The sequence below is a fragment of the Actinacidiphila sp. bgisy145 genome (genome assembly GCF_057708125.1).
Genome location: NZ_JBYIRL010000013.1, coordinates 147692 through 171518, shown reverse-complemented (window position 1 = coordinate 171518; position 23827 = coordinate 147692). Strand labels below are relative to the sequence as shown.

The 23827-nt window shown below is 72.5% G+C and carries 23 protein-coding genes and 1 pseudogene; 7 read left to right on the top strand and 17 right to left on the bottom strand.

Going from position 1 to position 23827, the window contains the following annotated elements; genetic code table 11:
* Nucleotides 1-4 precede the first annotated feature (4 nt).
* Entirely contained in the window at nt 5-1030 is a 1026-nt protein-coding gene (locus tag AC3ERT_RS14635; protein ID WP_335974603.1) for an ATP-dependent 6-phosphofructokinase, read from the bottom strand.
* 88 nt (nt 1031-1118) lie between these two features.
* Nucleotides 1119-2117: a 2-hydroxyacid dehydrogenase gene (locus AC3ERT_RS14630; protein WP_335974606.1), complete on the bottom strand. Its 999-nt coding sequence runs from the start codon at nt 2115-2117 to the stop codon at nt 1119-1121.
* A 296-nt stretch (nt 2118-2413) separates the two neighbouring features.
* On the opposite strand from AC3ERT_RS14630, the gene pta reads away from it, so the two are divergent.
* From pta to pyk, 3 genes are all read left to right on the top strand, one after another.
* Complete coding sequence (pta, locus tag AC3ERT_RS14625) at nt 2414-4495, top strand: phosphate acetyltransferase (RefSeq protein WP_335974610.1); 2082 nt, start codon at nt 2414-2416, stop codon at nt 4493-4495.
* Nucleotides 4492-5643: an acetate kinase gene (locus AC3ERT_RS14620; RefSeq protein WP_435174424.1), complete on the top strand. Its 1152-nt coding sequence runs from the start codon at nt 4492-4494 to the stop codon at nt 5641-5643. Before pta ends, AC3ERT_RS14620 begins: the two co-directional genes overlap by 4 nt.
* Nucleotides 5644-5718: 75 nt before the next feature.
* Entirely contained in the window at nt 5719-7137 is a 1419-nt protein-coding gene (pyk, locus tag AC3ERT_RS14615) for a pyruvate kinase (RefSeq protein ID WP_335974618.1), read from the top strand.
* A 99-nt stretch (nt 7138-7236) separates the two neighbouring features.
* Here pyk and AC3ERT_RS14610 read toward each other — a convergent pair whose 3' ends face one another.
* From AC3ERT_RS14610 to AC3ERT_RS14595, 4 genes are all read right to left on the bottom strand, one after another.
* The gene (locus AC3ERT_RS14610) at nt 7237-8559 is read right to left on the bottom strand and encodes a hydrogenase expression protein HypF (protein ID WP_435174421.1); all 1323 of its coding nucleotides are present in this window, start codon (nt 8557-8559) and stop codon (nt 7237-7239) included.
* Nucleotides 8549-9166 carry a DUF6114 domain-containing protein gene (locus AC3ERT_RS14605; protein ID WP_335974623.1) on the bottom strand — a complete coding sequence of 206 codons (618 nt, stop codon included), beginning with the start codon at nt 9164-9166 and terminating at the stop codon, nt 8549-8551. Before AC3ERT_RS14605 ends, AC3ERT_RS14610 begins: the two co-directional genes overlap by 11 nt.
* 115 nt (nt 9167-9281) lie before the next feature.
* Nucleotides 9282-9911: a DUF6230 family protein gene (locus AC3ERT_RS14600; RefSeq protein WP_335974628.1), complete on the bottom strand. Its 630-nt coding sequence runs from the start codon at nt 9909-9911 to the stop codon at nt 9282-9284.
* Nucleotides 9912-10532: 621 nt separating this feature from the next.
* Nucleotides 10533-11507 carry a tetratricopeptide repeat protein gene (locus AC3ERT_RS14595; RefSeq protein ID WP_435174418.1) on the bottom strand — a complete coding sequence of 325 codons (975 nt, stop codon included), beginning with the start codon at nt 11505-11507 and terminating at the stop codon, nt 10533-10535.
* Between the two features lie 280 nt (nt 11508-11787).
* Between AC3ERT_RS14595 and AC3ERT_RS14590 the strand changes: the two genes are divergently transcribed.
* On the top strand, nt 11788-12420 hold the full coding sequence (locus AC3ERT_RS14590; protein ID WP_335974635.1) for a TetR/AcrR family transcriptional regulator: 633 nt from the start codon (nt 11788-11790) through the stop codon (nt 12418-12420).
* Nucleotides 12421-12445: 25 nt separating this feature from the next.
* Here AC3ERT_RS14590 and AC3ERT_RS14585 read toward each other — a convergent pair whose 3' ends face one another.
* From AC3ERT_RS14585 to AC3ERT_RS14545, 9 genes and pseudogenes are all read right to left on the bottom strand, one after another.
* Complete coding sequence (locus tag AC3ERT_RS14585) at nt 12446-12676, bottom strand: DUF397 domain-containing protein (protein WP_435174416.1); 231 nt, start codon at nt 12674-12676, stop codon at nt 12446-12448.
* A gap of 120 nt (nt 12677-12796) precedes the next feature.
* Nucleotides 12797-14497: a coenzyme B12-dependent isobutyryl-CoA mutase large subunit gene (gene icmA / locus AC3ERT_RS14580; RefSeq protein ID WP_435174414.1), complete on the bottom strand. Its 1701-nt coding sequence runs from the start codon at nt 14495-14497 to the stop codon at nt 12797-12799.
* A 135-nt stretch (nt 14498-14632) separates the two neighbouring features.
* Nucleotides 14633-14977 carry a DUF3817 domain-containing protein gene (locus tag AC3ERT_RS14575; protein ID WP_335974645.1) on the bottom strand — a complete coding sequence of 115 codons (345 nt, stop codon included), beginning with the start codon at nt 14975-14977 and terminating at the stop codon, nt 14633-14635.
* A 250-nt stretch (nt 14978-15227) separates the two neighbouring features.
* Entirely contained in the window at nt 15228-15734 is a 507-nt protein-coding gene (locus AC3ERT_RS14570; RefSeq protein WP_335974648.1) for a MarR family winged helix-turn-helix transcriptional regulator, read from the bottom strand.
* A 73-nt stretch (nt 15735-15807) separates the two neighbouring features.
* Nucleotides 15808-16290: a MarR family winged helix-turn-helix transcriptional regulator gene (locus tag AC3ERT_RS14565; RefSeq protein ID WP_335974652.1), complete on the bottom strand. Its 483-nt coding sequence runs from the start codon at nt 16288-16290 to the stop codon at nt 15808-15810.
* Nucleotides 16291-16378: 88 nt separating this feature from the next.
* Nucleotides 16379-17074, bottom strand: coding sequence for an AIM24 family protein (locus AC3ERT_RS14560; RefSeq protein WP_335975238.1), 696 nt, complete (start codon nt 17072-17074; stop codon nt 16379-16381).
* Between the two features lie 41 nt (nt 17075-17115).
* Complete coding sequence (locus tag AC3ERT_RS14555; RefSeq protein ID WP_335974653.1) at nt 17116-17766, bottom strand: AIM24 family protein; 651 nt, start codon at nt 17764-17766, stop codon at nt 17116-17118.
* A complete protein-coding gene (locus tag AC3ERT_RS14550) occupies nt 17766-18404 on the bottom strand; it encodes an AIM24 family protein (RefSeq protein WP_335974656.1) in 639 nt (212 codons plus the stop codon). The genes AC3ERT_RS14555 and AC3ERT_RS14550 overlap by 1 nt, the downstream gene beginning before the upstream one ends.
* Nucleotides 18405-18596: 192 nt before the next feature.
* Nucleotides 18597-19349: pseudogene (locus AC3ERT_RS14545) on the bottom strand (DUF2127 domain-containing protein); the annotation flags it as partial.
* A gap of 277 nt (nt 19350-19626) precedes the next feature.
* On the opposite strand from AC3ERT_RS14545, the gene AC3ERT_RS14540 reads away from it, so the two are divergent.
* Together AC3ERT_RS14540 and AC3ERT_RS14535 are read left to right on the top strand one after the other, a co-directional pair.
* Complete coding sequence (locus AC3ERT_RS14540; protein ID WP_335974660.1) at nt 19627-20016, top strand: DUF3817 domain-containing protein; 390 nt, start codon at nt 19627-19629, stop codon at nt 20014-20016.
* Nucleotides 20013-20306 (top strand): MTH1187 family thiamine-binding protein, encoded by a 294-nt coding sequence (locus AC3ERT_RS14535; RefSeq protein ID WP_335974666.1) that lies wholly within the window; start codon nt 20013-20015, stop codon nt 20304-20306. Before AC3ERT_RS14540 ends, AC3ERT_RS14535 begins: the two co-directional genes overlap by 4 nt.
* Before the next feature lie 78 nt (nt 20307-20384).
* Here AC3ERT_RS14535 and AC3ERT_RS14530 read toward each other — a convergent pair whose 3' ends face one another.
* Complete coding sequence (locus AC3ERT_RS14530) at nt 20385-21374, bottom strand: ArsR/SmtB family transcription factor (protein ID WP_335975242.1); 990 nt, start codon at nt 21372-21374, stop codon at nt 20385-20387.
* 70 nt (nt 21375-21444) lie between these two features.
* Between AC3ERT_RS14530 and AC3ERT_RS14525 the strand changes: the two genes are divergently transcribed.
* Complete coding sequence (locus AC3ERT_RS14525; protein WP_335974670.1) at nt 21445-22761, top strand: MFS transporter; 1317 nt, start codon at nt 21445-21447, stop codon at nt 22759-22761.
* A 96-nt stretch (nt 22762-22857) separates the two neighbouring features.
* On the opposite strand, the gene meaB is transcribed toward AC3ERT_RS14525, so the two are convergent.
* On the bottom strand, nt 22858-23823 hold the full coding sequence (meaB, locus tag AC3ERT_RS14520) for a methylmalonyl Co-A mutase-associated GTPase MeaB (RefSeq protein WP_435174412.1): 966 nt from the start codon (nt 23821-23823) through the stop codon (nt 22858-22860).
* Nucleotides 23824-23827 lie beyond the last annotated feature (4 nt).

Sequence of the window (23827 nt, the reverse complement as noted above, 5' to 3'; positions counted from 1 at the left end):
GCTCTCAGAAGACCGACTCGGCCTCCTCCATCCGGTCCTCGGGCACCGTCTTGAGGTGGGTGACGGCGTCGGCGAGCGGCACCATCACCACGCGGGTGCCGTGCAGCGCCGTCATCTGCCCGAAGGAGCCGGCGTGCGCGGCCTCCACGGCGTGCCAGCCGAACCGCGTCGCCAGCACCCGGTCGTAGGCGGTGGGGACGCCGCCGCGCTGGACGTGGCCGAGGATGACCGGGCGGGCCTCCTTGCCCAGCCGCCGTTCCAGCTCGCGGGCGAGCGTGGTGCCGATGCCGTTGAACCGCTCGTGGCCGTACTTGTCGATCGCGCCGACGCCGTACTCCATGGTGTCCTTCGCCGGGTGGGCGCCCTCGGCGACGCAGACCACCGCGAAGCGCTTGCCGCGGGCGAAGCGCTTCTCGACCATGTCCACCAGGTCGGCCGGGTCGAAGGGCCGCTCGGGCACGCAGATGCCGTGCGCGCCGCTGGCCATGCCCGCCTCCAGGGCGATCCAGCCCGCGTGGCGGCCCATCACCTCCACCACCATGACCCGCTGGTGCGACTCGGCGGTGGTCTGGAGCCGGTCGATCGCCTCGGTGGCGACGGTGACGGCGGTGTCGAAGCCGAAGGTGCGGTCGGTGCCGTTGATGTCGTTGTCGATGGTCTTGGGCACGCCGACCACCGGCATGCCGGCGTCGGAGAGCATCCGGGCGGCGGTCAGGGTCCCCTCGCCGCCGATCGGGATGAGGACGTCGATCCCGTACTGGGCGCACAGCTCGTCGGCGTTGTCGGCGGCCTCGCGCAGCCGGGCCCGCTCCAGCCGGGCCGAGCCGAGGATGGTGCCGCCGCGGGCCAGGATGCCGCTGACGGAGTTGAGGTCGAGTTCGCGGAAGCGGCCTTCCAGCAGCCCGACGAAGCCGTCCTCAAAACCGATCACCTCGTCGGTGTGGCCGGTCAGCGCGCGGTGGACGACCGAGCGGATGACGGCGTTGAGGCCGGGGCAGTCGCCGCCGGCGGTGAGCACTCCGATACGCATGGCGATCTCCAGGAGACACGGGTAGCGGGTCGCGGACCGGGTGCGGGTCCGCGCCGCCGCACGGGCCGGGCGGGCCGGGCCCCCGGTGTCACGGGGACTTCGGGATCAGCGTGCACTCAGTGATCCGCCCCGCGAGGTAGTCGTCCACATTGCGGACGGTGGCCGTGACGATCTCCTCGACCGCGTCCACCGTGAAGTACGCCTGGTGCGAGGTGATCAGCACGTTGGCGAAGGTCAGCAGCCGGGCCAGGGTGTCGTCGGTCATCACCTCCAGCGACTTGTCGTAGAAGAAGACCCCGGCCTCCTCCTCGTACACGTCCAGGCCGACGCCGCCGAGCCGGCCCTCGCGCAGCGTGGCCACCAGCGCGTCGGCGTCGATCAGCGCGCCGCGGCCGGTGTTGACCACGATCGCGTCGTCCTTCAGCTCCGCCAGCCGCCGCGCGCCGAGCAGGTGGTGGGTGGAGGGCATCAGCGGCACGTGCAGGCTGATCAGGTCGGACTCGCGCAGCAGCCGGTCGAGTTCGACGTACTCCAGGCCCATCTCCTGGCACTGCGGGTTGACCGAGATGTCCCAGCCGAGCAGCCGCATGCCGAAGCCGCGGGCGATCGCGGTGAAGGCCGCGCCGATCCGCCCGGTGCCCACGATCCCGGCGGTGCGGCCGTGGAAGTCGCGGCCGAGCAGCCCGTCCAGCCGGAAGTCGAAGTCGCGGGTGCGCGAAGCGGCCCGCACGATACGGCGGTTGAGCGCCATCGCCAGCGCCCACGCGAACTCCGCCACCGCGTACGGGGAGTAGCGGGCCACCCGGGCCACGGTCAGCCCGAGTCGCTCGGCGTGCGCGAGGTCGATGTTGTTGTAGCCGGTGGAGCGCTGGGTGATCAGCCGGGTGCCGCCGCGCACCAGCGCCTCCAGCGCGGGCGCGTCCAGGGCCGCGTTGACGCTGGTGGACACCGCTTCGTAGCCCGCGGCCAGCGGCAGCGTGTCGGCGGTCAGGACGGTCTCCAGGCAGCGCACGTCGTGCCGCGGCGCGAACGCGCGCTCCAGCAGGGGCCGTTCGTCACGCTGCACTCCGGTAGCCAGGACCTCCATGGCACCGCCCTCCGTCTCCGATCTGCCCTCACTGTACGGGTACGGCCGGTTCCGTCCGGTGGACCCGCCGAACCGGCCGCGCCGCGCCTGCCGCGCGCTGCCCGAACGGCCCAGAAACGCATCCCGCGCACCGCGTGTCCGCCGACGCGACGTCGGCACGCCCCGCCCTCGTCGGGCATTCGCCCGGTTGGCGCGTTAGCGTCTGCTGTGCGCACGCACGTACGCACTTCCCGCGCCCCGCGGGCCGGCAGCGGTCCGCGGCACGGGGTTCGGCAGCACAGGAACGGAGCACAGGGGTGACGCGCAGCGTCTATGTCACGGGCATCGGCCGTGGCGACGGCCGTCAGGTCGTGGAACTCGGAATGATGGAGCTGCTGACCCGCCAGGTGGACCGGGTCGGCCTCTACCGCCCGCTGGTCCACGACGCCCCGGACCGGATCTTCGAGCTGCTGCGCGGCCGCTACCGGCTCGCCCAGGACCCGGCGACGTACTTCGGCCTGGGGTACGAGGAGGCTGCCGCGCTCCAGGCCGAGCAGGGCGAGGCGGCGCTGATCGGGCGGCTCGTCGAGGGCTATCTGCGGGTCGCGGAGAGCTTCGAGACGGTGCTGATCCTCGGCTCGGACTTCGCCGCCACGAACCTGCCGGCCGAGTTGGGGGTCAACGCCCGGCTGGCGAACGAGTGCGGCGCCTCGGTGCTGCCGGTGGTCGGCGGCCGGGACCAGAACGCCGAGTCGGTGGTCGCGGAGGTCCGCAACGCCCACCACGCCTACACCAACCTCGGCTGCGACGTCATCGCGATGGTCGCCAACCGGGTGGCCCCGGACCAACTGGAGGCGTCCACCGAGCAGTTGCGGCGCAGCCTGGACGTGCCGGTGTACGTGCTGCCGGACGAGCCGGCGCTGTCGGCGCCGACGGTCCGGCAGATCGTGCAGACGCTCGGCGCGGAGGTGCTGCTCGGCGACGACGCGGGGCTGGCCCGCGACGCGCTGGACTTCGTCTTCGGCGGCGCGATGCTGCCGACGTTCCTGCCCGCGCTGACCCCCGGGTGCGTGGTGGTCACCCCGGGCGACCGCGCCGACCTGATCATAGGAGCGCTGGCCGCGCACTCGGCCGGGTCGCCGCCGATCGCGGGCGTGCTGCTCACGCTGGGCGAGAAGCCCGGCCAGGACATCCTGCAACTGGCCGAGCGGCTGGCCCCGGGCACCCCGGTGGTGGCGGTGCCGACCGGCTCGTTCCTCACCGCGACCGAACTGTTCGGGCTGGACGGCAAGCTGGGCGCGGGCACCCCGCGCAAGGCGGAGACCGCGCTCGGCCTGTTCGAGACGCACGTGGACACCACCGAGCTGACCGAGCGGCTGTCGGTGGCCCGCTCGGCCCGGGTCACCCCGATGATGTTCGAGCACGCGCTGCTGGAGCGGGCCCGGAGCAACAAGCGGCGGATCGTGCTGCCCGAGGGCGCCGAGGAGCGCATCCTGCGGGCCGCGGAGGTGCTGCTGCGCCGGGGCGTGTGCGAGCTGACCCTGCTCGGCGAGGAGGACGCGGTCCGCAAGAAGGCGGGCGACCTCGGCATCGCGCTGGACGACCCGGCGCTGGACATCCTGGACCCGCACACCTCACCGCTGCGGGACCGTTTCGCCGCCCTGTACGCCAAGCTCCGCGCGCACAAGGGCGTCAGCTACGAGCTGGCCTACGACGTGGTCGCCGACGTGTCGTACTTCGGCACGCTGATGGTCCAGGAGGGCCTGGCCGACGGCATGGTGTCGGGGGCGGTGCACTCCACGGCGGCCACGATCCGCCCGGCGTTCGAGATCATCAAGACCCGGCCGGGCGCGGCCATCGTCTCCTCGGTGTTCTTCATGTGCCTGGCCGACCGGGTGCTGGTCTACGGCGACTGCGCGGTCAACCCGGACCCGGACGCCGAGCAGCTCGCGGACATCGCGATCCAGGCGGCGGGCACCGCGGCCCGCTTCGACGTGCAGCCGCGGGTGGCGATGCTGTCGTACTCCACCGGCACCTCCGGCTCGGGCGCGGACGTGGACAAGGTGCGGGCGGCCACCGAGCTGGTCCGGCAGCGCCGGCCCGACCTGCTGGTGGAGGGCCCGATCCAGTACGACGCGGCGGTCTCCCCGGTGGTCGCCGCCGCGAAACTGCCGGGTTCGGCGGTGGCCGGGCGGGCCACGGTGCTGGTCTTCCCGGACCTGAACACCGGCAACAACACCTACAAGGCAGTCCAGCGCTCGGCGGGCGCGGTCGCGGTCGGCCCGGTCCTGCAAGGACTGCGCAAGCCCGTCAACGACCTGTCGCGCGGCGCGCTGGTGCAGGACATCGTCAACACGGTCGCGATCACCGCGATCCAGGCCCAGGGGGACCCACGGTGACCGCCGCGACCCATGTACTCGTGCTCAACTCCGGCTCCTCGTCGGTGAAGTACCAGCTGCTCGACATGGCCGACGGGGCCCGCCCCGCGTCCGGGGTGGTGGAGCGGATCGGCGAGGAGGGCGGCGTCGCCGACCACGCCGAGGCGCTGCGCCAGGTCGCCCGCGAACTGGACGGGCAGGGCCTGGGCCTGGACTCGCCGCGGCTGGCGGCGGTCGGGCACCGGGTGGTGCACGGCGGCACCCGCTTCACCGAGCCGACCCTGATCACCGACGTGGTGGTCGCGGAGATCGAGAAGCTGGTGCCGCTCGCCCCGCTGCACAACCCGGCGAACATCACCGGCATCAAGGTCGCCCGCCAGTTGCGCCCGGACCTGCCGCAGGTGGCGGTCTTCGACACCGCCTTCCACGCGAGCATCCCGGAGGCGGCCGCCCGCTACGCGATCGACGCGGCCACCGCCGAGCGGTACGGCATCCGCCGCTACGGCTTCCACGGCACCTCGCACGCCTACGTCTCCCGGGCGACGGCCGCGCTGCTCGGCAAGGAGCCCGCCGAGGCCAACGTGATCGTGCTGCACCTGGGCAACGGCGCCTCGGCGTCGGCGGTGCGCGGCGGGGTGTGCGTGGACACCTCGATGGGGCTGACCCCGCTGGAGGGGCTGGTGATGGGCACCCGCTCCGGCGACATCGACCCGGCGGTGGTCTTCCACCTCCAGCGGGTGGCCGGGATGCCCACCGACGAGATCGACACGCTGCTCAACAAGCGGTCCGGGCTGCTGGGCCTGTGCGGCGCCAACGACATGCGGGAGATCGGCCGCCGGATGGGCGCGGGCGACAAGGAAGCGCAGTTGGCCTTCGACGTCTACGTGCACCGGCTGCGCCGCTACATCGGCGCGTTCACCGCGGTGCTGGGCCGGGTGGACGCGGTGGCGTTCACCGCGGGCGTGGGCGAGAACTCCGCCGCGGTGCGCGCCGCTGCGCTGGACGGGCTGGCGGGTCTGGGCATCGAGCTGGACCCGGTGCGCAACGCGGTGCGCGCCTCGGGCGGCCGGCTGGTCTCGGCCGCGACCAGCCGGGTGGCGGTGGCGGTGGTCCCCACTGATGAGGAGTTCGAGATCGCACGGGATACTTATGCCTTGGCGCGCGCTTAAGGACCTGACGCCGAAGGCACCAGCAACGCAGCCCCACATTATTCCGGAGCGGAACAAACCGATAGGATAGTGCCCATGCGCCGAGCCAAGATCGTCTGCACCCTGGGTCCCGCCGTCGACTCGTACGACCAGCTCAAGACGCTGGTCGACGCCGGTATGAACGTGGCCCGCCTCAACTTCAGCCACGGCAGCCACGCCGAGCACGAGAGCCGCTACCAGCGCGTGCGCAAGGTCGCCGAGGAGACCGGCCGCGCGGTCGGCATCCTCGCCGACCTCCAGGGGCCGAAGATCCGGCTGGCCACCTTCGCCGACGGGCCGGTGGAGCTGGTGGCCGGCGACGAGTTCGTCATCACCACCGAGGACGTGCCCGGTGACCGCACCATCTGCGGCACCACCTACAAGGGCCTGCCCGGCGACGTCTCGCAGGGCGACCCGATCCTCATCAACGACGGCAACGTGGCGCTGCGCGTCATCGAGGTCGAGGGCGCCCGGGTCCGCTCGCTGGTGGTCGAGGGCGGTGTGATCTCCGACCACAAGGGCATCAACCTGCCCGGCGCCTCGGTGAACGTGCCCGCGCTGTCCGAGAAGGACATCGAGGACCTGCGCTTCGCGTTGCAGATGGGCGTCGACATGGTCGCGCTGTCCTTCGTCCGGGACGCCAAGGACGTGCGCGACGTGCACCGGGTGATGGACGAGGAGGGCCGCCGGGTCCCGGTCATCGCCAAGGTGGAGAAGCCGCAGGCGGTGGAGAACATGGAGGACGTCGTCATGGCGTTCGACGCCGTGATGGTCGCCCGCGGCGACCTCGCGGTGGAATACCCGCTGGAGAAGGTGCCGGTGGTGCAGAAGCGGCTGATCGAGCTGTGCCGCCGCAACGCCAAGCCGGTGATCGTGGCGACCCAGATGATGGAGTCGATGATCACCAACTCCCGGCCGACCCGCGCCGAGGCGTCCGACGTGGCCAACGCGATCCTGGACGGCGCGGACGCGGTCATGCTCTCGGCGGAGTCCTCGGTCGGCAAGTACCCGATCGAGACGGTCAAGACGATGGCGCGGATCGTGGAGGCGGCCGAGCAGGAGCTGCTCTGCCGGGGCCTCCAGCCGCTGGCGCCGGGCAAGAAGCCCCGCACCCAGGGCGGCGCGGTGGCCCGCGCGGCCGCCGAACTGGCCGACTTCCTCGACGCGCGCACCCTGGTGGCGTTCACCAAGTCCGGTGACACCGCCCGCCGGCTGGCCCGCTACCGCGTGCCCGAGCCGGTGGTGGCCTTCACCACCGACCCCGCCACCCGCAACCAGCTGGCGCTGACCTGGGGTGTGGAGACGTTCGTGGTCGAGCACGTGGACAACACCGACGCGATGGTGGAGCTGGTCGACCGGGAGATGCTCAAGCTCTCGGAGTACGCCAAGGGCGACACCGTGATCATCACGGCCGGCTCCCCGCCCGGCGTGCCCGGCACCACCAACCTGGTCCGGGTGCACCACCTGGGGAACTGACCCGCCCCGCACGAGCAGCGGCCACGTACCCCTGTGGGAGGGGGTGCGTGGCCGCTTCGTGCGTCCTGCCGCGCGGCCGGGGCCGCGCGCGGGGTGCGGTCAGGGCTGGCCGGGCAGCACCTGCATGCCCGGCACGTGCAGGTTGCCGCCGAACTGGCCGGCGTTGATGACCGTCACGTTGGTGAAGAACAGCTCCGGCAGCGTCAGCGGCGGCGGGGACTTCGGCGTGAAGGTGATCGGGATCAGGCCGAGCAGGTTGCCGCTGAGCGACTCGGTGTAGAGCGTCGTGGTGCCGCCGGTGATCGTGGACGTGGAGCCCTTGGCGGCCTTGACCTCGGTATGGCCCTTGCCGCCCGGGCCGACCACGAACTGGTCGAGGTCGCCGATGTCGATACCGGTGGTGGTGAACTTCAGGACGTCCTTGACCTCGCCGCTGGCGGTCTTCACCTGCACGATGCCGTCGTAGTTCAGGCCGTGCAGGGTCAGGATGCTGCTCTTGAGGGTCCACGGCTCGTCGGGCAGCAGCGGTATGCCGCCCTCGGTCTTCGCGTCCGCGAGCGCCTTGGCGTCGTAGGTCGGGCAGGGGTAGCCCTGCTTGCCGTCGGAGGCCGTGGTGGACGGCGACGGGGTGGCCGTCGCCTTCGGGGTCGCCGTGGCGTCCGTGAGGCCCTTGACGGCCTTCTCGACGGTGTCCGTGGTGGACTTGCTGCTCTTGGTGCCCGTGCTGCTCTTGCTGCTCGTCGTGCCGCTGCCGGACGTCTTGGACGTGGACGTCGGGTCGGGGGCCGGCGTGGTGGCGCTCGCCGTCGGCGTGGGGTCGGCCGTGGTGGGCGTCGCCGTCGGCGTCGGGTCGCTCTTCTTGCCGCCGAGCAGCCCGCTCAGCAGGTCGCCCAGCCCCAGCGGGTCGAGCGGGTTGTACGACGAGGTCGCCGTCGGCGTCGGGCTCGCGGTGGCGGCCGGCGTGGACTTCTTGGCCGAGTCACCGGACGTGGCGGTCGGGCTCGGGCTCGCGGTCGCGGCCGGCCGGTCGCCCTCGGGGCTGGCCGTCGGCGTCGGGGTGGCGGTACCGGACGTGCTGTCCTGGTCCGCCTTCTTGGTGCTCTTCGCGCTGTCCTTGGCGCTGCTCTTCGAGCTGTCCTTCGTGTCCTGCCCGGAAGCCGTCGGGGACGGCGTCTCGGACTGGGAGACGCAGGCGCCGGGCGCGAACGACGGCGTCGAGGGCTCGTCGGCCTGCGCGAGGTGCGGGGTCAGGCCCATGCCCATCAGCACCGCCGTGGGCATCGCGGCGAGCGCCACCGCCTTGCCGGCGGGGACATGCAGCTTGGTCAGCAGCGACTTGCGCGGAGCCGCGTGGCGCGGCCCCGAGGTCGCCCTGGCGCGTGGCCCGTCGCTCGTGGCCGGCTGAGCGTCGTCACCCAGCACGGTGCCTCCCGTTCTTCTCCTTGGTGGTCTCTTCGTCGCCGCGTCCGCCGGCCAGTACCGGCTCCTCGGCGCGTTGCGGCGTCTCGCCCCGCGGCTGGGCGGGCACGAACGGGTCGTCCGGACGCGCGCCGCCGGGGGCGCCCTCGTCCTCGCCGGCCGGTCCCGGGTCGCCGTCGGGCAGTTCCGCCTTCTCACCGGGCTCGTCCGCCGCCGGGACGCCGGGCGCCCAGGAGACCGCGAGCGCACCGCCGAGCAACGCGAGCACGAAGCCCATCAGGAAGCCGCCGACGTTGGAGACCGGCAGCGACACCAGCGCGAGCAGGATCGAGGCGACCCCGGCGAAGATCCGTACCGCGGACTGGAACCACATGGTCAGCCCCAGCACGAACAGCAGCACGCCGATGATCAGCGAGGCGGACCCGGTGGTGGTGGACATCCGCACGGTCAACTGGCCGAGCGTGAGGTTCTCGTACGGGAAGTACGCGATGGGCAGGCCCGCGATGAGGGTCAGCAGTCCGGCCCAGAAGGGGCGTTGCCACCTCCAGTGACGGAACGCCAGACGTCCTTTCCGGAACCCGGCACGCAGTCCTGTCGACTCGGCGCTCATCGAAAACAGCTCCCTGGGACTGGCTTGGTGCGGTGGAAATACGTACGGCGGCCTGGGCGAGCCGCGTCCCGCGCGACTCGCCCGCGGCCACACGGCGCGGCTCTCGCCTGATCGCCTAGTAGCACTCGACTCCGGAACCGGAGCCCTTCTTCACGCTCATGCTCAGCCCGGCGAGCTTGAAGGTGCCCGCGCTGGTCGCCCAGGCGGTCTGGTCCACGTTCGTCAGGACGGCCCGGTCGGCCTCCTGCGCGAACGACCCCGGGTCGGCCTTGTCGCCCGCCGCGACGCCGGGGCCCTTCTGGCTGTCACCCGCCGCGACACCGATGTTGATGTCGTAGAAGGTGGCGTCGGCGTTGAGCTGGTTCAGGTCGATGTAGAGGTTGCTGGCCTTGACCTTCTTGCCGTTGTTGCCGGCCGTCAGCTTCAGCGTCACGTCGCCGACCAGCGGGATCTTCGGCAGGACCACCGACTGGCACAGCCCGGTGATGGTCGCCGACTTGAAGGCCGAGACCGCGACCGGCTGCGCGGTGCCGCCGTGCTGGACGTCGACCGCGCCGTACTGGATGAACCCGGTGCCGTTCAAGGTGTCGGCGTGCACCTTGAACTCCTGGCCCGACACGCTGAAGGACGCGGCCAGCGCCCCCTGGGCCAGCGCCACGCCTATCGCCGCGGTGGCCGCGACGCTCGGCACCATGACGACGGCGAACCGCCGCCATCTGGTACCGCCACGAACGATCGACTCCATACTTCCTCCTTCTCGGACGTACATCTCCGGCCGGGTCGTTCGGGCCCGGCCCGGGATGGGAGAAGTGCTACGTCCTCGGGAAGGAGAGCGCCGGTGGTCGGGAGGCCGTCCCCTCCCGGGGGAGTCGCGGACGGCGCTGTCCGAACGTCGGCGATCACCCCCGAGCGACAACCACTGGCCACGCTCTCGCGCAACCTTGGGGACAGGCTCCATCCGGTTCCATCCGTGGACGGAGACCCCCCTGTCCCGGGGCGACGGCGGTCACCGCGCACCCCGCCCGGCGGGGACCCGCGGCCGTCGCACCGGCTGGCGGCCGGACGCACGGTTACGGGACCGAGCTTGGCCGATCGTGGTCCATTCGGGGGCTGTGCACAAGGGGGTTCGTTACCAGCGGGTAACGGCAGAGCGTCACCAACATGATCGCCACAGCGCCTTTTCTGACGCAGAGTGACCGAAATCCGGGGGCGCGAATCCGGCACCCCGGGACAACGGCCCCCAAACGGGGGCGGGCTTCCTACCGGAAGTAACAGCGGCCGCGCATTGTCACGGTTTGATAAAGTGCGGCCGCCGTATCGCTAAATCCGTGAGTGCCCGCAGGTCCGCGCGCGGGTCACGCGCGGGTCAGAAGAGCACCCGGGCCAGCGCGGTACGCGCCGCGACCACCCGCGGGTCGTCCGGGCCGATCACCTCGAACAGCTCCAGCAGCCGCAGCCGGACCCGGTCGCGGTCCTCGCCCGCGGTGCGCCGCACCACGTCCACCAGCCGGCCGAAGGCGTCCTCCACATGACCGCCGACCAGGTCGAGGTCGGCGGCGGCCAGTTGGGCGTCGACGTCGGCGGGGGCGTCGGCGGCCGCCTTGCGCACCTGCTGCGGGTCCGCGCCCTCCACCCGCTGGAGCAGCTCCGCCTGCGCCAGGCCGAGCTTCGCCTCGGCGTTGCCCGGCTCGTCGGACAGTACGTTGCGGTACGCCTGGATCGCACCGGCCAGGTCGCCCGCGTCCAGCGCCTCGTGCGCCGCGGTCAGCGCGAGCTCCTGCGGGGTGGCGGGGCGCGGCGGGGCCTGCTCGGCGGGCTCCGCGGCCGCGTCGGCCGGGTCCACCTCGGCGCCGACGATGCCGAACCGCTGCTCGGCGACGGCGATCACCTGGTCGAGCACCTCGGTGATCTGCTCCTCGGGCGCGGCGCCCTGGAAGAGCGGCATCGCCTGCCCGGCCAGCACCGCGAAGACCGCGGGCACCCCCTGCACGCCGAACTGCTGGAAGAGCAGCTGGTTGGCGTAGACATCGGCGGTGGCGAGGACGAAGCGCCCCCGGTACTGGCCGGCCAGCCGCTCCAGCACCGTGTTGAGCTGCTTGCTCTGCTCGGCCTGATCGGCCCAGAAGCTGATGACGACCGGGACCTCGGCGGAGCGCTGGAGGACGTCGCTCTCGAAGGTCGCCTCGGTCACCTCGATGACGAGCGGGGCGGCGGGGGCGGCGCCGGGTCCGGCCTCCTGGCGCTGGGCGCGGGCCTGTTCGGCCTTCGCCTTGGCCTCGGTGGCCGCCTTCACCGCGGCGAGGTCGACCACGCCGCTCATGGACATGTTCCGTGGCTGCATGAGGCAATCCTCCCCCGTCGCGGAGCAAAGCGTGTACAGACCCCGATACCCGCCGGATTGCGGGAGGGGCCGGTGGCCGGTCGCGGCGGGGAACGCCGCCGCGGGTGTCCTCGGTACGGAGTCCCCGTCCGTACGGTGTGGCTGTCGCGTCGGCGGGCTCGCAGGCCCACCCTTTCGCTACGAGTCGTAGCGTAACTGCCGGGCGCGGGGCGCGCAGTGGCGCCTGGTGTGACAACGATCACGCGCGCCGCGATGGCTACCGGCGGGTAAGGTCCGGCCTATGTCCCCCACTCCGCCGGCCGGCCCGAGCAGGCGCACCGGTCGGCCCAGAAGCGCCGAGGCGGACCGCGCCATCCTGGACGCGACCCGCGCGGCGCTGGTGGAGCTGGGCTACGGCGGGTTGACGCTCGGCGACGTGGCGGCCCGCGCGGGCGTGGCCAAGACCACCTTGTACCGGCGCTGGGCGGGCAAGAACGAGTTGGTGGTGGACGCGCTCGCGGCGCTCTTCGACGAGCAGCTCGAACTGCCCGACCTCGGCAGCCTCCAGGCCGACATCGAGGGCGTGGTGCTGCGCTTCGCCGAGGTGCTCGACCGCCCGGAGACCCGCACCTCGCTGATGGCGGTGGTCGCGGAGGCGGGGCACGACGAGGCGCTGCGCGCCCGCATCCGGGAGGCGATCGTCGACCGGCAGAAGCACCTGGTGCTGCTCGGCCGGGCCCGCGCCCAGCTGCGCGGCGAGCTGCCCCCGGACGAGGGCGCCGCCGACCCGGCCCGGGACGACCTGATCTTCGACGTGGTGGCCGGGGCGGTGGTGCACCGGGTGATGGTCAGCTCCGAGCAGGTGGACCGGGAGTGGGCCGACCGGCTGGCCCGGCTGCTGGTGAGCGGGCTGACCGCGGCGCCGGACCGCTGAGCCCGGCCGGCGGGCGGCCCGGCCGTCAGCCCGTCTCCGTCGCCCGGCCCGCGTCGGCCCTCTCCCCCGGGTCCGTGTCCGATTCCGTGTCCGTCTCCGCCTCCGCCTCCGTCACGAAGTGGTCGAACTCCCCGGCCTTGACGCCCTTCACGAACGCCTCCCACTTCGCGGGCGTGGTCACCGCGACCACGTCGGGCCGCCGCGTCTCCCGGATATAGATCATCCCGTCGTCACCGACGGTCGCTTCGAGGGCCACGCGGTTCCTTCCGCAGGGTTGCCGGGCTGGGTGCGTATGAGACTAAGGGCGCAGCCAGTAGCATCCCGTGGCCAACTCGGCTTCAGGAAGGGGGCGTTGGTCCGATCAGGTGACGGAAGATCAGAATCGGGCCGGTTCGGTGTACGAACCCCACTCCTCCCGCAGCACCCCGCAGACCTCGCCGAGCGTGGCCTCGGCCCGGATCGCGGTGAGCATCGGCTCGATCATGTTGGAGCCGTCGCGGGCGGCGGCGGTCATCGCCTCGAGCGCGGCGCGCACCGCGGCGCCGTCCCGCGCGGCCTTGCGGTCGGCCAGCACCCGCACCTGCTCGCGCTCCACCTCGTGGCTGACCCGCAGGATCTCCAGGTCGCCGGTGACCGAGCCGGTGTGGCAGTTGACGCCCACCACCTTCTTCTCGCCCTTCTCCAGTGCCCGCTGGTACTGGAAGGCGGACTCGGCGATCTCCCCGGTGAAGTAGCCGTCCTCGATGCCGCGCAGGATGCCCGAGGTGATCGGGCCGATGGGGTGCTCACCGGTCGGCACCGCCCTGGCGCCCAGCTCCCTGATCCGCTCGAAGATCTGCTCCGCGTCGGCCTCGATCCGGTCGGTGAGCGCCTCGACGTACCAGGAGCCGCCGAGCGGGTCGGCCACGTTGGCCACCCCGGTCTCCTCCATCAGCACCTGCTGGGTGCGCAGCGCGATCTCCGCGGCCTGGGCGCTGGGCAGCGCCAGCGTCTCGTCCAGCGCGTTGGTGTGCAGGGAGTTGGTGCCGCCGAGCACCGCCGACAGCGCCTCGACCGCGGTGCGCACCACGTTGTTGTACGGCTGCTGGGCGGTGAGCGAGACCCCGGCGGTCTGGGTGTGGAAGCGCAGCCACTGCGCCTTGTCGGAGGTGGCCCCGTACACGTCGCGCATCCAGCGGGCCCAGATCCGGCGGGCGGCGCGGAACTTGGCGATCTCCTCGAAGAAGTCCAGGTGCGCGTCGAAGAAGAAGGAGAGCCCCGGCGCGAAGGTGTTGACGTCCAGGCCGCGGGACAGGCCCAGCTCCACGTATCCGAAGCCGTCGGCGAGGGTGTACGCCAGCTCCTGCGCGGCCGTCGCGCCCGCCTCGCGGATGTGGTAGCCGGAGACCGACAGCGGCTTGTAGGCGGGTACCGAGCGGGCGCAGTGCTCCATCAGGTCGCCGATCAGCCGCAGGTGCGGGTCGGGCGCGAAGAGCCACTCCTTCTGCGCGATGTACTCCTTGAAGATGTCGGTCTGGAGCGTGCCGTTGAGCACCGCGGGATCGACGCCCTGGCGCTCGGCGGCGACCAGGTACATGCAGAAGACCGGCACCGCAGGGCCGGAGATCGTCATCGAGGTGGTGACGTCGCCGAGCGGGATGCCGCCGAAGAGGACCTCCATGTCGGCCGCGGAGTCGATCGCGACCCCGCAGTGGCCGACCTCGCCGAGCGAGCGGGGGTCGTCGGAGTCGCGGCCCATCAGCGTCGGCATGTCGAACGCGACGGACAGCCCGCCGCCGCCGGCCTGGAGGATCATCTTGTACCGCTCGTTGGTCTGCTCGGCGTTGCCGAAGCCGGCGAACTGGCGGATGGTCCAAGTCCGGCCGCGGTAGCCGGTGGCGTGCAGGCCGCGGGTGAAGGGGTACTCCCCCGGCCAGCCGATGCGGTCGAAGCCGGGTACGTCGGCGCCGGGCGGTGGCCCGTAGACCGGCTGTACGGGGTCACCGGAGAGGGTGGTGAAGTCGGCGTCCCGGGTGCGCGCGGAGTCGTAGCGCGCCTGCCAGCGCCGGCGGCCTGTCTCGATCTCGTGGGCGTCCATGCCTCAAATTTACTTGGACGTCCTAGTAAATGTCGACGGCAGTCGGCCCGCACCCGGGTGATTCCGGGGTGGACGGCGCCGACCTGCGGCGGAGCGGCAGATCCTGGGGCTTTCTTTACCGGGCGGCGCCCCGGGTCAGACCTCGACCGGCTCGGCGGCCTGCTCGGCGCGGACCACCTTCGGGGCCAGCTCGCGGGTGACGCGGCGCTCGACGAAGAAGGCGGCGGTCGGCACGGTGCCGGCCAGCAGCACCCAGGCCATCCGGCTCAGCGGCCACTTCGCCTTGGTGCTCAGGTCGAAGGCGAAGACGAGGTAGACCACGTAGAGCCAGCCGTGGGCGAAGCCCACGATGCCGGTCGCGGTGCTCGCGCCGTCGATGTGGAGCACGTACTCGGCGATGACGCTGAGGGTGAGCACGATCAGCAGCACACCCGTCACATAGGCCATCACCCGGTAGCGGGTCAACACGCTGGATTTCATGGGACGAGCGTAAACCGCCCCGAACCTCCCCCCGAATCCGGGGCGGGCCAGGCCCTCCCAGCAACGCTATTCCGGCTGGCCCCTTTGTCGCTCGGTCCTCCTGCTCGCAGCCTCCGCGGAAGACCTCCTCCGTCGGCCTTCCACTCCGGCTGCTCGGGCGTCAGCCCACACCTCACCCCACTCGGTCCTCCTGCTCGCAGCCTCCGCGGAAGACCTCCTCCGTCGGCCTTCCACTCCGGCTGCTCGGGCGTCAGCCCTCGAAGTCCCCTGCCGCTATCCGCAAGGGGCGCAGGAGCGCGAAGATCTCGCCGCACTCCTCCTTGTCGTACACGCCCAGGCCGAAGTCCATGGCCATCAGGTCGCGGGTGGCCGCCTCGACGATCTCGCGGCCCTTGGGGGTGATGGAGGCCAGCGTGCCGCGCCCGTCGTTGGGGTTGGGGCGCTTGGCGACCAGACCCGCCGAGACCAGGCGGTCGACGGTGTTCGTCACCGAGGTCGGGTGGACCATCAGCCGCTCGCCGATCTTGGACATCGGCAGCTCGCCCTCCTGGGAGAAGGTGAGCAGCACCAGCGCCTCGTAGCGGGCGAAGGTGAGGCCGTACGGCTTGACCACCGCGTCGACCTGGCCGAGCAGGATCTGCTGGGCGCGCATGATGGAGGTGATCGCGGACATCGAGGGCACACCGCCCCAGTGCCGCGTCCACAGCTCGTCGGCGCGGGCGATGGGGTCGAAGGGCAGGCTCAACGGCTTTGGCACGGCCCCGAGCCTACCCGCCGGTCACATACTGGGCACAAGTGTCCATCGTGTGGGCGCTTTCCCCGCCGCCCGGCTACCGGGGGCGCTCGGCCCGCAGGTGGTCGGCCACCGGCTGGAGCGCCTCGCGGTAGGCGGTCAGCGACCCGGGCGTCAGCATGTCGATGAAGTGCCGGCGGACCGAGGAGACATGGCGCGGGGCCACCTCGCTCATGGTCTCCCAGCCCTGGTCGGTGAGGACCGCGTACAGCCCGCGGCGGTCGGACTCGCAGTCCTCCCGGCGCACCAGCCCGGTGCTCTCCATCCTGGTGATCTGGTGGGAGAGCCGGCTCTTCGACTGGAGCGTGGACTTCGCCAGGTCGCTCATCCGCATCCGCCGGTCGGGGGCCTCGGAGAGGTTGACCAGGATCTCGTAGTCGTTGTTGGTCAGGCCGAACGGCTGGAGGTCGCGCTCGAGTTGGTGCATCAGCAGGCGGCTGACGTCCAAGTGGAGTCGCCAGGCGCTCTGTTCTGCCTCGCTGAGCCAGGTGGTGGGGGCATCCTCGGTCTCGGTCTCCATGCCGCCATGTTACCGGGGATCGCACCCCGCGACGGCTGCCAGGGTAGCCGCCCGGTCACCCTGTGGAACGAGCCCGGGGGCGTGCGGGTTACGTGCCGGGCGCCGGTTCCGCGCCGGTCGCGCGCTGCGCGAGCACCGACTCGGTGGACTGGAGCAGCACCTGCCCGGCGCCGACGAACTCGTACTGGTGCTCCTCGCCCGAGGCGCCGCCGATCCCGGTGAGCGCCCGGATGCCGCCGAGCACGCCGCGCAGGTACGCGTGGTCGTAGTGGTGGCAGGGCGAGGGGCAGTCGGCCCAGCCGACGAGCGCCTGCGGGTCCACCCGGATCGGCGGCTCCACGAAGTGCACGGCGCCGTTGGAGGCGGCCACGAACGTGCCGGTGCCGATCAGGGTGAGGAAGCCGGGGATGATCGACTGCTTCAGCGACAGCCCGGGCTGGAAGGCGAGCAGGTTGCCCGAGCGGATGGTGAGGTTGCCGTTGTCCAGGTCGTAGGAGTTGATGTCGTACGACCGGTCGGCGAGCAGCATCTTGCCGCGGCCCTGGGCGACGACCCAGTCCGCGGCGTGCGTCGGGGAGTGGAAGTTCGCCGCGATGAGGTGGTCGAGCGGCCCGGCACCGATCCCCTGGAAGTCGATCTGCCCGTAGTAGGCGATCATCTTCCCCTTCTGCAGGAACCACTGGCCGTCCAGGGCCACGCTGAAGGCATAGGGGTTGACGTTGTCGCCGGAGGGCAGCGTCCACGCGTCGTGGACGACCGGCCCGGACGGCGGTGTGCCCGGCAGCGGCGGCCGGGACGGGGGCGAGGGGGGCGGGGGCGGGTAGCTCACAGTTTCTCCTCCGACGCCTGCACGTAGACCGTTCCGCTGCCGGACAGCTCCAGTTGGAACGCCTCGCCCGAGCCGCGGCCGACCATCTCCCGCCAGCCGATCGCCGCGGTGAGCTTGTTGCGGACGTCGCCGCGGTGCGCGACGTACGCCTGCGGGTCGACGTGGACCGGGCCGCGCGCGGTGATCGGCAGCTCGATGACGCCGCCGTGCGCCATGAACGCCACCGAGCCCTTGCCCGCCAGCGTGGTGGTGAACAGGCCCTGCCCGGTGACCTGGCCGCGTATCACGCCCATCACGCCGCCCTGCGAGCCCATGAACATGGTGCCCTGCTGGAGCGAGCCGTCGAAGGCGAGCAGCCGGTCGGCCTCCACGTAGAGCGTCTCGCCGGCGAGGTCCACGGTGTGGATGTGGTGGCCGCCGTGCCCGAACATCACCGAGCCCGAGCCCTCGACGGTCATCAGCGGGGTCGCCTCGCCCGCGACGCGGCGGCCGATCATCGACATGACCCCGCCCTGGCCGCCGACGATGCTGGGGGTGAAGGTGACCTGGCCGCGGTAGGCGAGCATGGCGCCGCGCTGGCTGAACAGCCGCTGCCCGGGCGCCACGGCCGCCTCGACCATCTTGGAGTTGATCCGGGTGAACGGCACTACAGCTGCCCTCCCACGGTGTCGCGTTCGCTGGGCTGCACGTAGACCAGGCCCTCGCCCTCGAAGCGGAGCTGGAAGCTCTCGCCGGAGCCCTCCCCGACCAGGGTGCGCCAGCCGACCGCCGTCTGGAGCTGCTGGCGCAGGCCGCCGGTGTGGGCGACGTACGCGCCGGGGTCCACCACGAGCGGGGTCTGCGCGGTGACCCGCAGCACGATCGCGGGCCCGTCGGACAGGATGGCGGCCTGCCCGGTGCCCTCGACGGTGGTGGTGAACAGGCCGTTGCCCTGGGAGGCGCCGCGCAGCCCGGTGAAGGTGGTGCCGGTGCGCAGCGACGGCTCGGTGACCAGGAGGTTGGACGCCTCGACGTAGAGCTTCTCGCCGCCCAGCCGCACCAGGTTGATCTCGGTGGCCCGGTCGGCGAAGTAGCAGGTGCCGTGGCCCTTGACCTCCATGACGGCCATCGACTCGCCGGTGATCCGGCGGGTCATCAGGCCGCGCAGGCCCTCGCCGCCGCCGGTCATCTTCTTGAAGGTCATCTCGCCGTCGTAGGCGACCATGGCGCCGTTCTTCGCCTTGACCGCCTCACCCGCCAGGTCCACGGCGAGCACACGGGTGCCCTGGAGCCGGAAGTTCGCCATGGCTCACACGGTATCGGCCGACGAGGCCGGCGAGGCCGGGGAAGGCGAGGAAGCCGAGGCCGGGCCCGGGGAGGCGCCGGGGTGCCGGACCGGCAGCGGCGGCTTGGCGGCGCCGCCCGGCAGCCCGGCACCGGCCCTGGCGGCGGGCGTACGGGCGGGGTTGCCCGCGGGAGTGCCCGCGGTGTCGACCGCGCCGGCCGCCGCCTCGACCTCCAGCAGCGACTCCTCGCGCCGGGACGCCTCGAACGCCGCGTGGCCGCCGCGCAGCCCGAACAGCCGCTTGCCGACGAGGATGTAGAGGACCGCGACGATGTTCAGCGCCAGGGTGCCGACCTTGAACCAGCTCATCTTCTCGGTCAGTTCGTAGACCTCGATCGGCAGGAAGGCGGCGGTGGCGACCACCGCCAGGTACTCCGCCCAGCGCTTGCCGAACCACAGCCCGACCCCCTCGACCGTCTCGATCAGCGCGTAGCCGAGCAGACCGCCGGCCACCACGTGCAGCGTCGACTTCTTGTAGTCGAAGGTCTTCTGGATGGTGTCGACGACCGGCGAGTGGTCCAGGTCGTAGCCGAAGTGGTTCGCGACCGGGCGGAAGACGGTGAGGTCCTGCTCGAAGAGGCGGCGCACCGCGTCCTGGGAGTTGGAGAACTTCCACACCGCCCAGGCGGCCAGGATCACCAGCACCCCGCGCAGCACCCGCTCGACGGCGAGGAAGCGCAGGATGAACAGGTCGCGCAGCGCCCGGCCGCGCGGCACCAGCGGCGCCCGGTCGGCCGGCCCGGAGCCGTGCGGCTCGCCGAGGACGAAGTCCCCGCAGCGCAGGCAGCGCCACACGGTGCCCAGCGCGGTCGGCGCCTGGAGCAGTTCGCGCAAGGCCGGCTCGTCGGGTGCGTAGGTGATGTGTCCCTTGCTGGCGCAGTGCCTGCGATTCCAGTCTCTGCTCATCGGTGTCGGTCCCCGTGGGTCGTCGCTCGGCAACGGAAGGTGGGCGGAAAGGTCCAGGCAGGAGGGCCGCCCGGGCGGTGCGCCGGGGCTCCGGCCCGGCCGCGCTCCCTGGACTGGGACGTTATCGCCCGCCGTACGGTTGCCGACCCCGGCCACCGGTCATCGATACGGTCCGGTGATAATGGAAACGCCTTTGTGATCGCCTTCACAAGAGCTACGCATCCGCCCCGGCCGCCCGGCGGCGGCCCCGCACGACCGTCCCGACAGCGAGGTTCCCGTGGAACTCAAGACCGCCGCCGCTCTGCGCAGGCTGCGCCTGATCTCCGCCCCGGAGGCGGCGTCCTTCGTGATCCTGCTGGTGTGCGTGGTGCTCAAGAGCACCACGGACTTCAACGCCGTGCCCGTGATGGGCATGGTGCACGGCATCCTCTTCATCATCTACGTGCTGTTCTGGGCCGACGCCTGGAACCGGGCCCGCTGGCCGCTGGGCCGCTCGGCGCTCTACCTGGTGCTGTCGGTGCTGCCGACCGGCGGGTTCTTCGCGGAGCGGATGCTCGCGAAGGAGAGCGAGCGCGCGGTGGCGGTGGCCCGGGCCGCGCAGCAGCAGGGCGCGGCCGGCCCGGACGCGTCCGACGCCTCGGACGCCGAGGCGGTGACCTCCGCGTGATCGTCGCCTTCTCCGTGACCCCGCTCGGCGTCGGCGAGGACGTCGGGGAGTACGTCGCGGACGCGGTGCGCGTGGTCCGCGAGTCCGGGCTGCCGAACCGCACCGACGCGATGTTCACCTCGATCGAGGGCGAGTGGGAGGAAGTGATGGACGTGGTGCGGCGCGCGGTGGCCGCCGTCGAGGCCCGCGCGCCCCGGGTGTCCCTGGTGCTCAAGGCCGACATCCGGCCCTCGGTGACCGACGGGCTCACCTCCAAGGTGGAGACGGTGGAGCGCTTCCTCGCGCAGTGAGGGCGCGGCGGGACCCGCCGTACGTACGGCCCGGTCGTACGCCGGGCGGTACGGGTACGGGTGCGGGCAGGCGTACGTCTACAGCAGGCCGCCGGTCGCCATCGCGATGCCCAGCGGGGTGCGCTCGTAGAGCACCTGGTGGCCGTAGCGGCGGGATCTGAGCAGCCCGGCGTCACGCAGCACCGCCAGATGGGCGGAGACCGAGGACATCGCCAACTCGTGCCGGTGGGCGAGGGCGGTGGTGGTGGTCGGGGCGTCGAGCCCGGTGAGGATCGCCGCCCGGTTGGCGCCCAGCAGCCGGACCAGCGCGGCGGACGCGCTGGGCCCGCTGCGCGCCCACAGGCCGCCGACCCCGCGGGCGGGATACACCACGGTCGGCTGCCACGGCGGGTCGAACGCGCTGCCCGCCTCGGGCCAGAAGAAGACGCTCGGCACCAGCACCAGGCCGCCCTCGGTCGCCGGCTGCCGTGTCTCGGGCAGCGCCCCGCCCACCGCCAGCGCCCCGTCCGACCAGCTGAGCAGCGGGTGCAGCCCGGTGAACAGCCGCTGCATGCCGCCGTCGGTCAACCGCCGTGCGTGGTAGGCGACATCGGCCTCCAGGACGGCCCGCAGCCGCGGCCAGTGCGGCGCGAGCAGCGCGGTCCACACGTGTTCGTAGAGCGCCGCCAACTGCCCCACGGTGCCGGCCGGGTCGGCGAGCATGGCGCGGCCGCGCCGGGTGCCGGCCGCGCCCGGGGTCTGGGCCAGCGCCTCGGCGATCTGCTGCCGGGCGAGGTCGGGGCCGGTGGCCCTGATCGCGGCGGTCTCGTCCTCCAGCGCGGCCAACGGCAGTGCCGGCACCGGGTGGAGGAAGCCCGGGCCGTGGCCGCCCACCGGGGCGAGCAGCCGGAACGCGCTCAGATCCAGGCCCGCGACTGCCGTGCGGACCTGGCGCAGCCACGGCAGGTGGTAGCCGTTGCGGTCGGGGTGGGAGAGGGTCCGGATCGCTCCCTGCACCTCGCGCAGCGGCGAGATCGCGAAGCGGCAGCGCAGCAGTTCGTCGGCGGTGAACCGCAGGCGCGACGACACCACACCCCCCAAGATTCGGCAGCAGCCGAAAGACTACGACGGGTGGGGCCCCTGCCACCAGTGTGATGTCATGACAACGGACAGCGAGCACCCGTCGCACGGGGAGCATCCCTCCCCGTCGGCGGACTCGGGCCACTCCTCCGGCACCACGGAGCGGGAGAACGAAAGCGCCGGCTACGGCGCGGTGTTCGCGGTCCGGGAGTTCCGGGCGATGTTCGCCGCCCATGTGCTCTCCATGCTCGGCACCGTCTTCTGCGAAGTGGCCCTGGCGGTCCTGGTGTTCCGGCAGACCGGCTCGGCGCTGCTGACCGCGCTGGTCTTCGCGCTGACCACGCTGCCGTACGCGCTGAGCGGGCTGCTGCTGTCGGGCATCACCGACCGCGCCCCGGCCCGCCGGGTGCTGGTCACCTGCGACCTGCTGTCGGCGTCCTGCGTCGGGCTGATGGTGATCCCGGGGATGCCGGTCGCCGCGCTGCTGGTGCTGCGGATGGGCGTCTCGATCATCTCGCCGCTGTTCACCGGCACCCGCGGCGCGAGCCTGTCGGAGATCCTGACCGGGGACCTGTTCGTGCTGGGCCGCTCGCTGATCTCGATGGTCTCCCAGTCCTCGCAGATCGTCGGCTTCGGGGTGGCCGGCGCGGTCGTGGCGTGGCTGTCCCCGCGCGAGACGCTCTATGTGACGGTGTGCACGTTCCTGTGCTCGGCGCTGCTGCTGCGGTTCGGCACGCTGCGCCGGCCCGCGCGCGGCGGCCCGGGCACGGCGCTGATGCGCGAGTCGCTCGCCGCCAGCGGCCGGCTGTTGTCGCACCCGCGGATCAGGGCGCTGCTGCTGATGTGGTGGGTGCCGCCGATGTTCTTCGGGGTCGCCGAGGGCGTGGCGGTGCCGTTCGCGTCCGACGCCGGGGCCGGCTCGGTCGGCTACGGCATCTTCCTGGCGGCGATGCCCGTCGGGACCGTCGTCGGGCAGATGGTGGCCGGTTCGCTGCTCGGCCCGGCGACCAGGGACCGGATCACGGTGCCGCTGGCGGGCGTCGCCCTGCTGCCGCTGGCCGCGTTCGCGTTCCACCCGCCGCTGCCGGTGGCGGTCGGGCTGCTGATGGTCACCGGGCTGTGCGGGGCCTACGCGCTGGGCATGGACCGGTGGTTCGTGGAGGCGGTGCCCCCGCAGATGCGCGGCCGCGCCATGACGCTGCTGGGCACCGGGCTGATGACCCTTCAGGGGGTCGGGATGACCGCCGCGGGCGCCGTCGCCGAGGCGCTGCCGCCGTACGCGGTGGTCTGCGGCGGCGGGCTGGTCGGGACGGCGGGGGTGCTGCTGGTGCTGCGGGCGGTGCGCCGGACCGTCCCGCCGGTGGAGGCATCCGCCCCGCAGGGCGAACCCGCGTGAACTTACAGGCGTACAGCTACGGCCGCAAGCGTACGGCCGGTAGCCGTACCATCCGTGACCTTACGGGCGTAAGCTTCCGCGCGTACAGGCGTTTCGCTACGCCTCGGTGAGGCCCGCGACGAGGTCGTCCGCCGCCGCGTAAGGGTCCAGGGCGCCGTCGGTGACCTTCGCGGCGAGGGCGGAGAGGCGGGCGTCGCCGTGCAGGGTGCCGATGCGGCGGCGCAGCGCGGTCACCGCGATGGTCTCGATCTCGCGGGCGGCGCGCTCGAGGCGCCGGTCGGCCAGCGTGCCGTGCTCCTCGGCCCAGCCGCGGTGCTTGTCGAGCGCGTCGAGGAGTTCGTCGACGCCCTCGCCGCGGCTGGCGACGGTCCGGACGATCGGCGGCCGCCAGTCGCCGGGCGCGCGGGCCTCGCCCAGGCCCAGCATGTGGTTCAGCTCGCGGGCGGTGGCGTCGGCGCCGTCGCGGTCGGCCTTGTTCACCACGTACACGTCGCCGATCTCCAGGATGCCGGCCTTGGCGGCCTGGATGCCGTCGCCCATGCCGGGGGCGAGCAGCACCACGGAGGTGTCGGCCTGGGCGGCGATCTCGACCTCGGACTGGCCGACGCCGACGGTCTCCACCAGCACCACGTCGCACCCGGCGGCGTCCAGCACCCGGATGGCCTGCGGGGCGGCCCAGGCCAGGCCGCCGAGGTGGCCGCGGGTGGCCATCGAGCGGATGTAGACGCCGGGGTCGGAGGCGTGCTCGGACATCCGCACCCGGTCGCCGAGCAGGGCGCCGCCGGAGAACGGCGAGGACGGGTCCACCGCGAGCACGCCGACCCGGCGGCCGGACCTGCGGTACGCGCTGACCAGTGCCGAGGTCGTGGTGGACTTGCCGACGCCGGGCGAGCCGGTCAGCCCGACGACGTAGGCGCCGCCGGTGAGCGGGGCGAGCGCGGCCATCACCTCGCGCAGCTGCGGGGAGTCGCCCTCCACCAGCGAGATCAGCCGCGCCACCGCGCGCGGCCGCCCCGCCCGTGCCTGCTCGACCAGCGTCCCGACGTCCCGTCCGTGGCTCACCGCG

Excerpts from the sequence above, each read along its gene's own strand:
- AC3ERT_RS14635 (WP_335974603.1), bottom strand. The coding sequence starts at position 1,030 with ATGCGTATCGGAGTGCTCACCGCCGGCGGCGACTGCCCCGGCCTCAAC.
- AC3ERT_RS14630 (WP_335974606.1), bottom strand. The coding sequence starts at position 2,117 with ATGGAGGTCCTGGCTACCGGAGTGCAGCGTGACGAACGGCCCCTGCTG.
- pyk (WP_335974618.1), top strand. The coding sequence starts at position 5,719 with ATGCGCCGAGCCAAGATCGTCTGCACCCTGGGTCCCGCCGTCGACTCG.
- AC3ERT_RS14605 (WP_335974623.1), bottom strand. The coding sequence starts at position 9,166 with ATGAGCGCCGAGTCGACAGGACTGCGTGCCGGGTTCCGGAAAGGACGT.
- AC3ERT_RS14600 (WP_335974628.1), bottom strand. The coding sequence starts at position 9,911 with ATGGAGTCGATCGTTCGTGGCGGTACCAGATGGCGGCGGTTCGCCGTC.
- AC3ERT_RS14595 (WP_435174418.1), bottom strand. The coding sequence starts at position 11,507 with ATGCAGCCACGGAACATGTCCATGAGCGGCGTGGTCGACCTCGCCGCG.
- AC3ERT_RS14590 (WP_335974635.1), top strand. The coding sequence starts at position 11,788 with ATGTCCCCCACTCCGCCGGCCGGCCCGAGCAGGCGCACCGGTCGGCCC.
- icmA (WP_435174414.1), bottom strand. The coding sequence starts at position 14,497 with ATGGACGCCCACGAGATCGAGACAGGCCGCCGGCGCTGGCAGGCGCGC.
- AC3ERT_RS14575 (WP_335974645.1), bottom strand. The coding sequence starts at position 14,977 with ATGAAATCCAGCGTGTTGACCCGCTACCGGGTGATGGCCTATGTGACG.
- AC3ERT_RS14565 (WP_335974652.1), bottom strand. The coding sequence starts at position 16,290 with ATGGAGACCGAGACCGAGGATGCCCCCACCACCTGGCTCAGCGAGGCA.
- AC3ERT_RS14550 (WP_335974656.1), bottom strand. The coding sequence starts at position 18,404 with ATGGCGAACTTCCGGCTCCAGGGCACCCGTGTGCTCGCCGTGGACCTG.
- AC3ERT_RS14525 (WP_335974670.1), top strand. The coding sequence starts at position 21,445 with ATGACAACGGACAGCGAGCACCCGTCGCACGGGGAGCATCCCTCCCCG.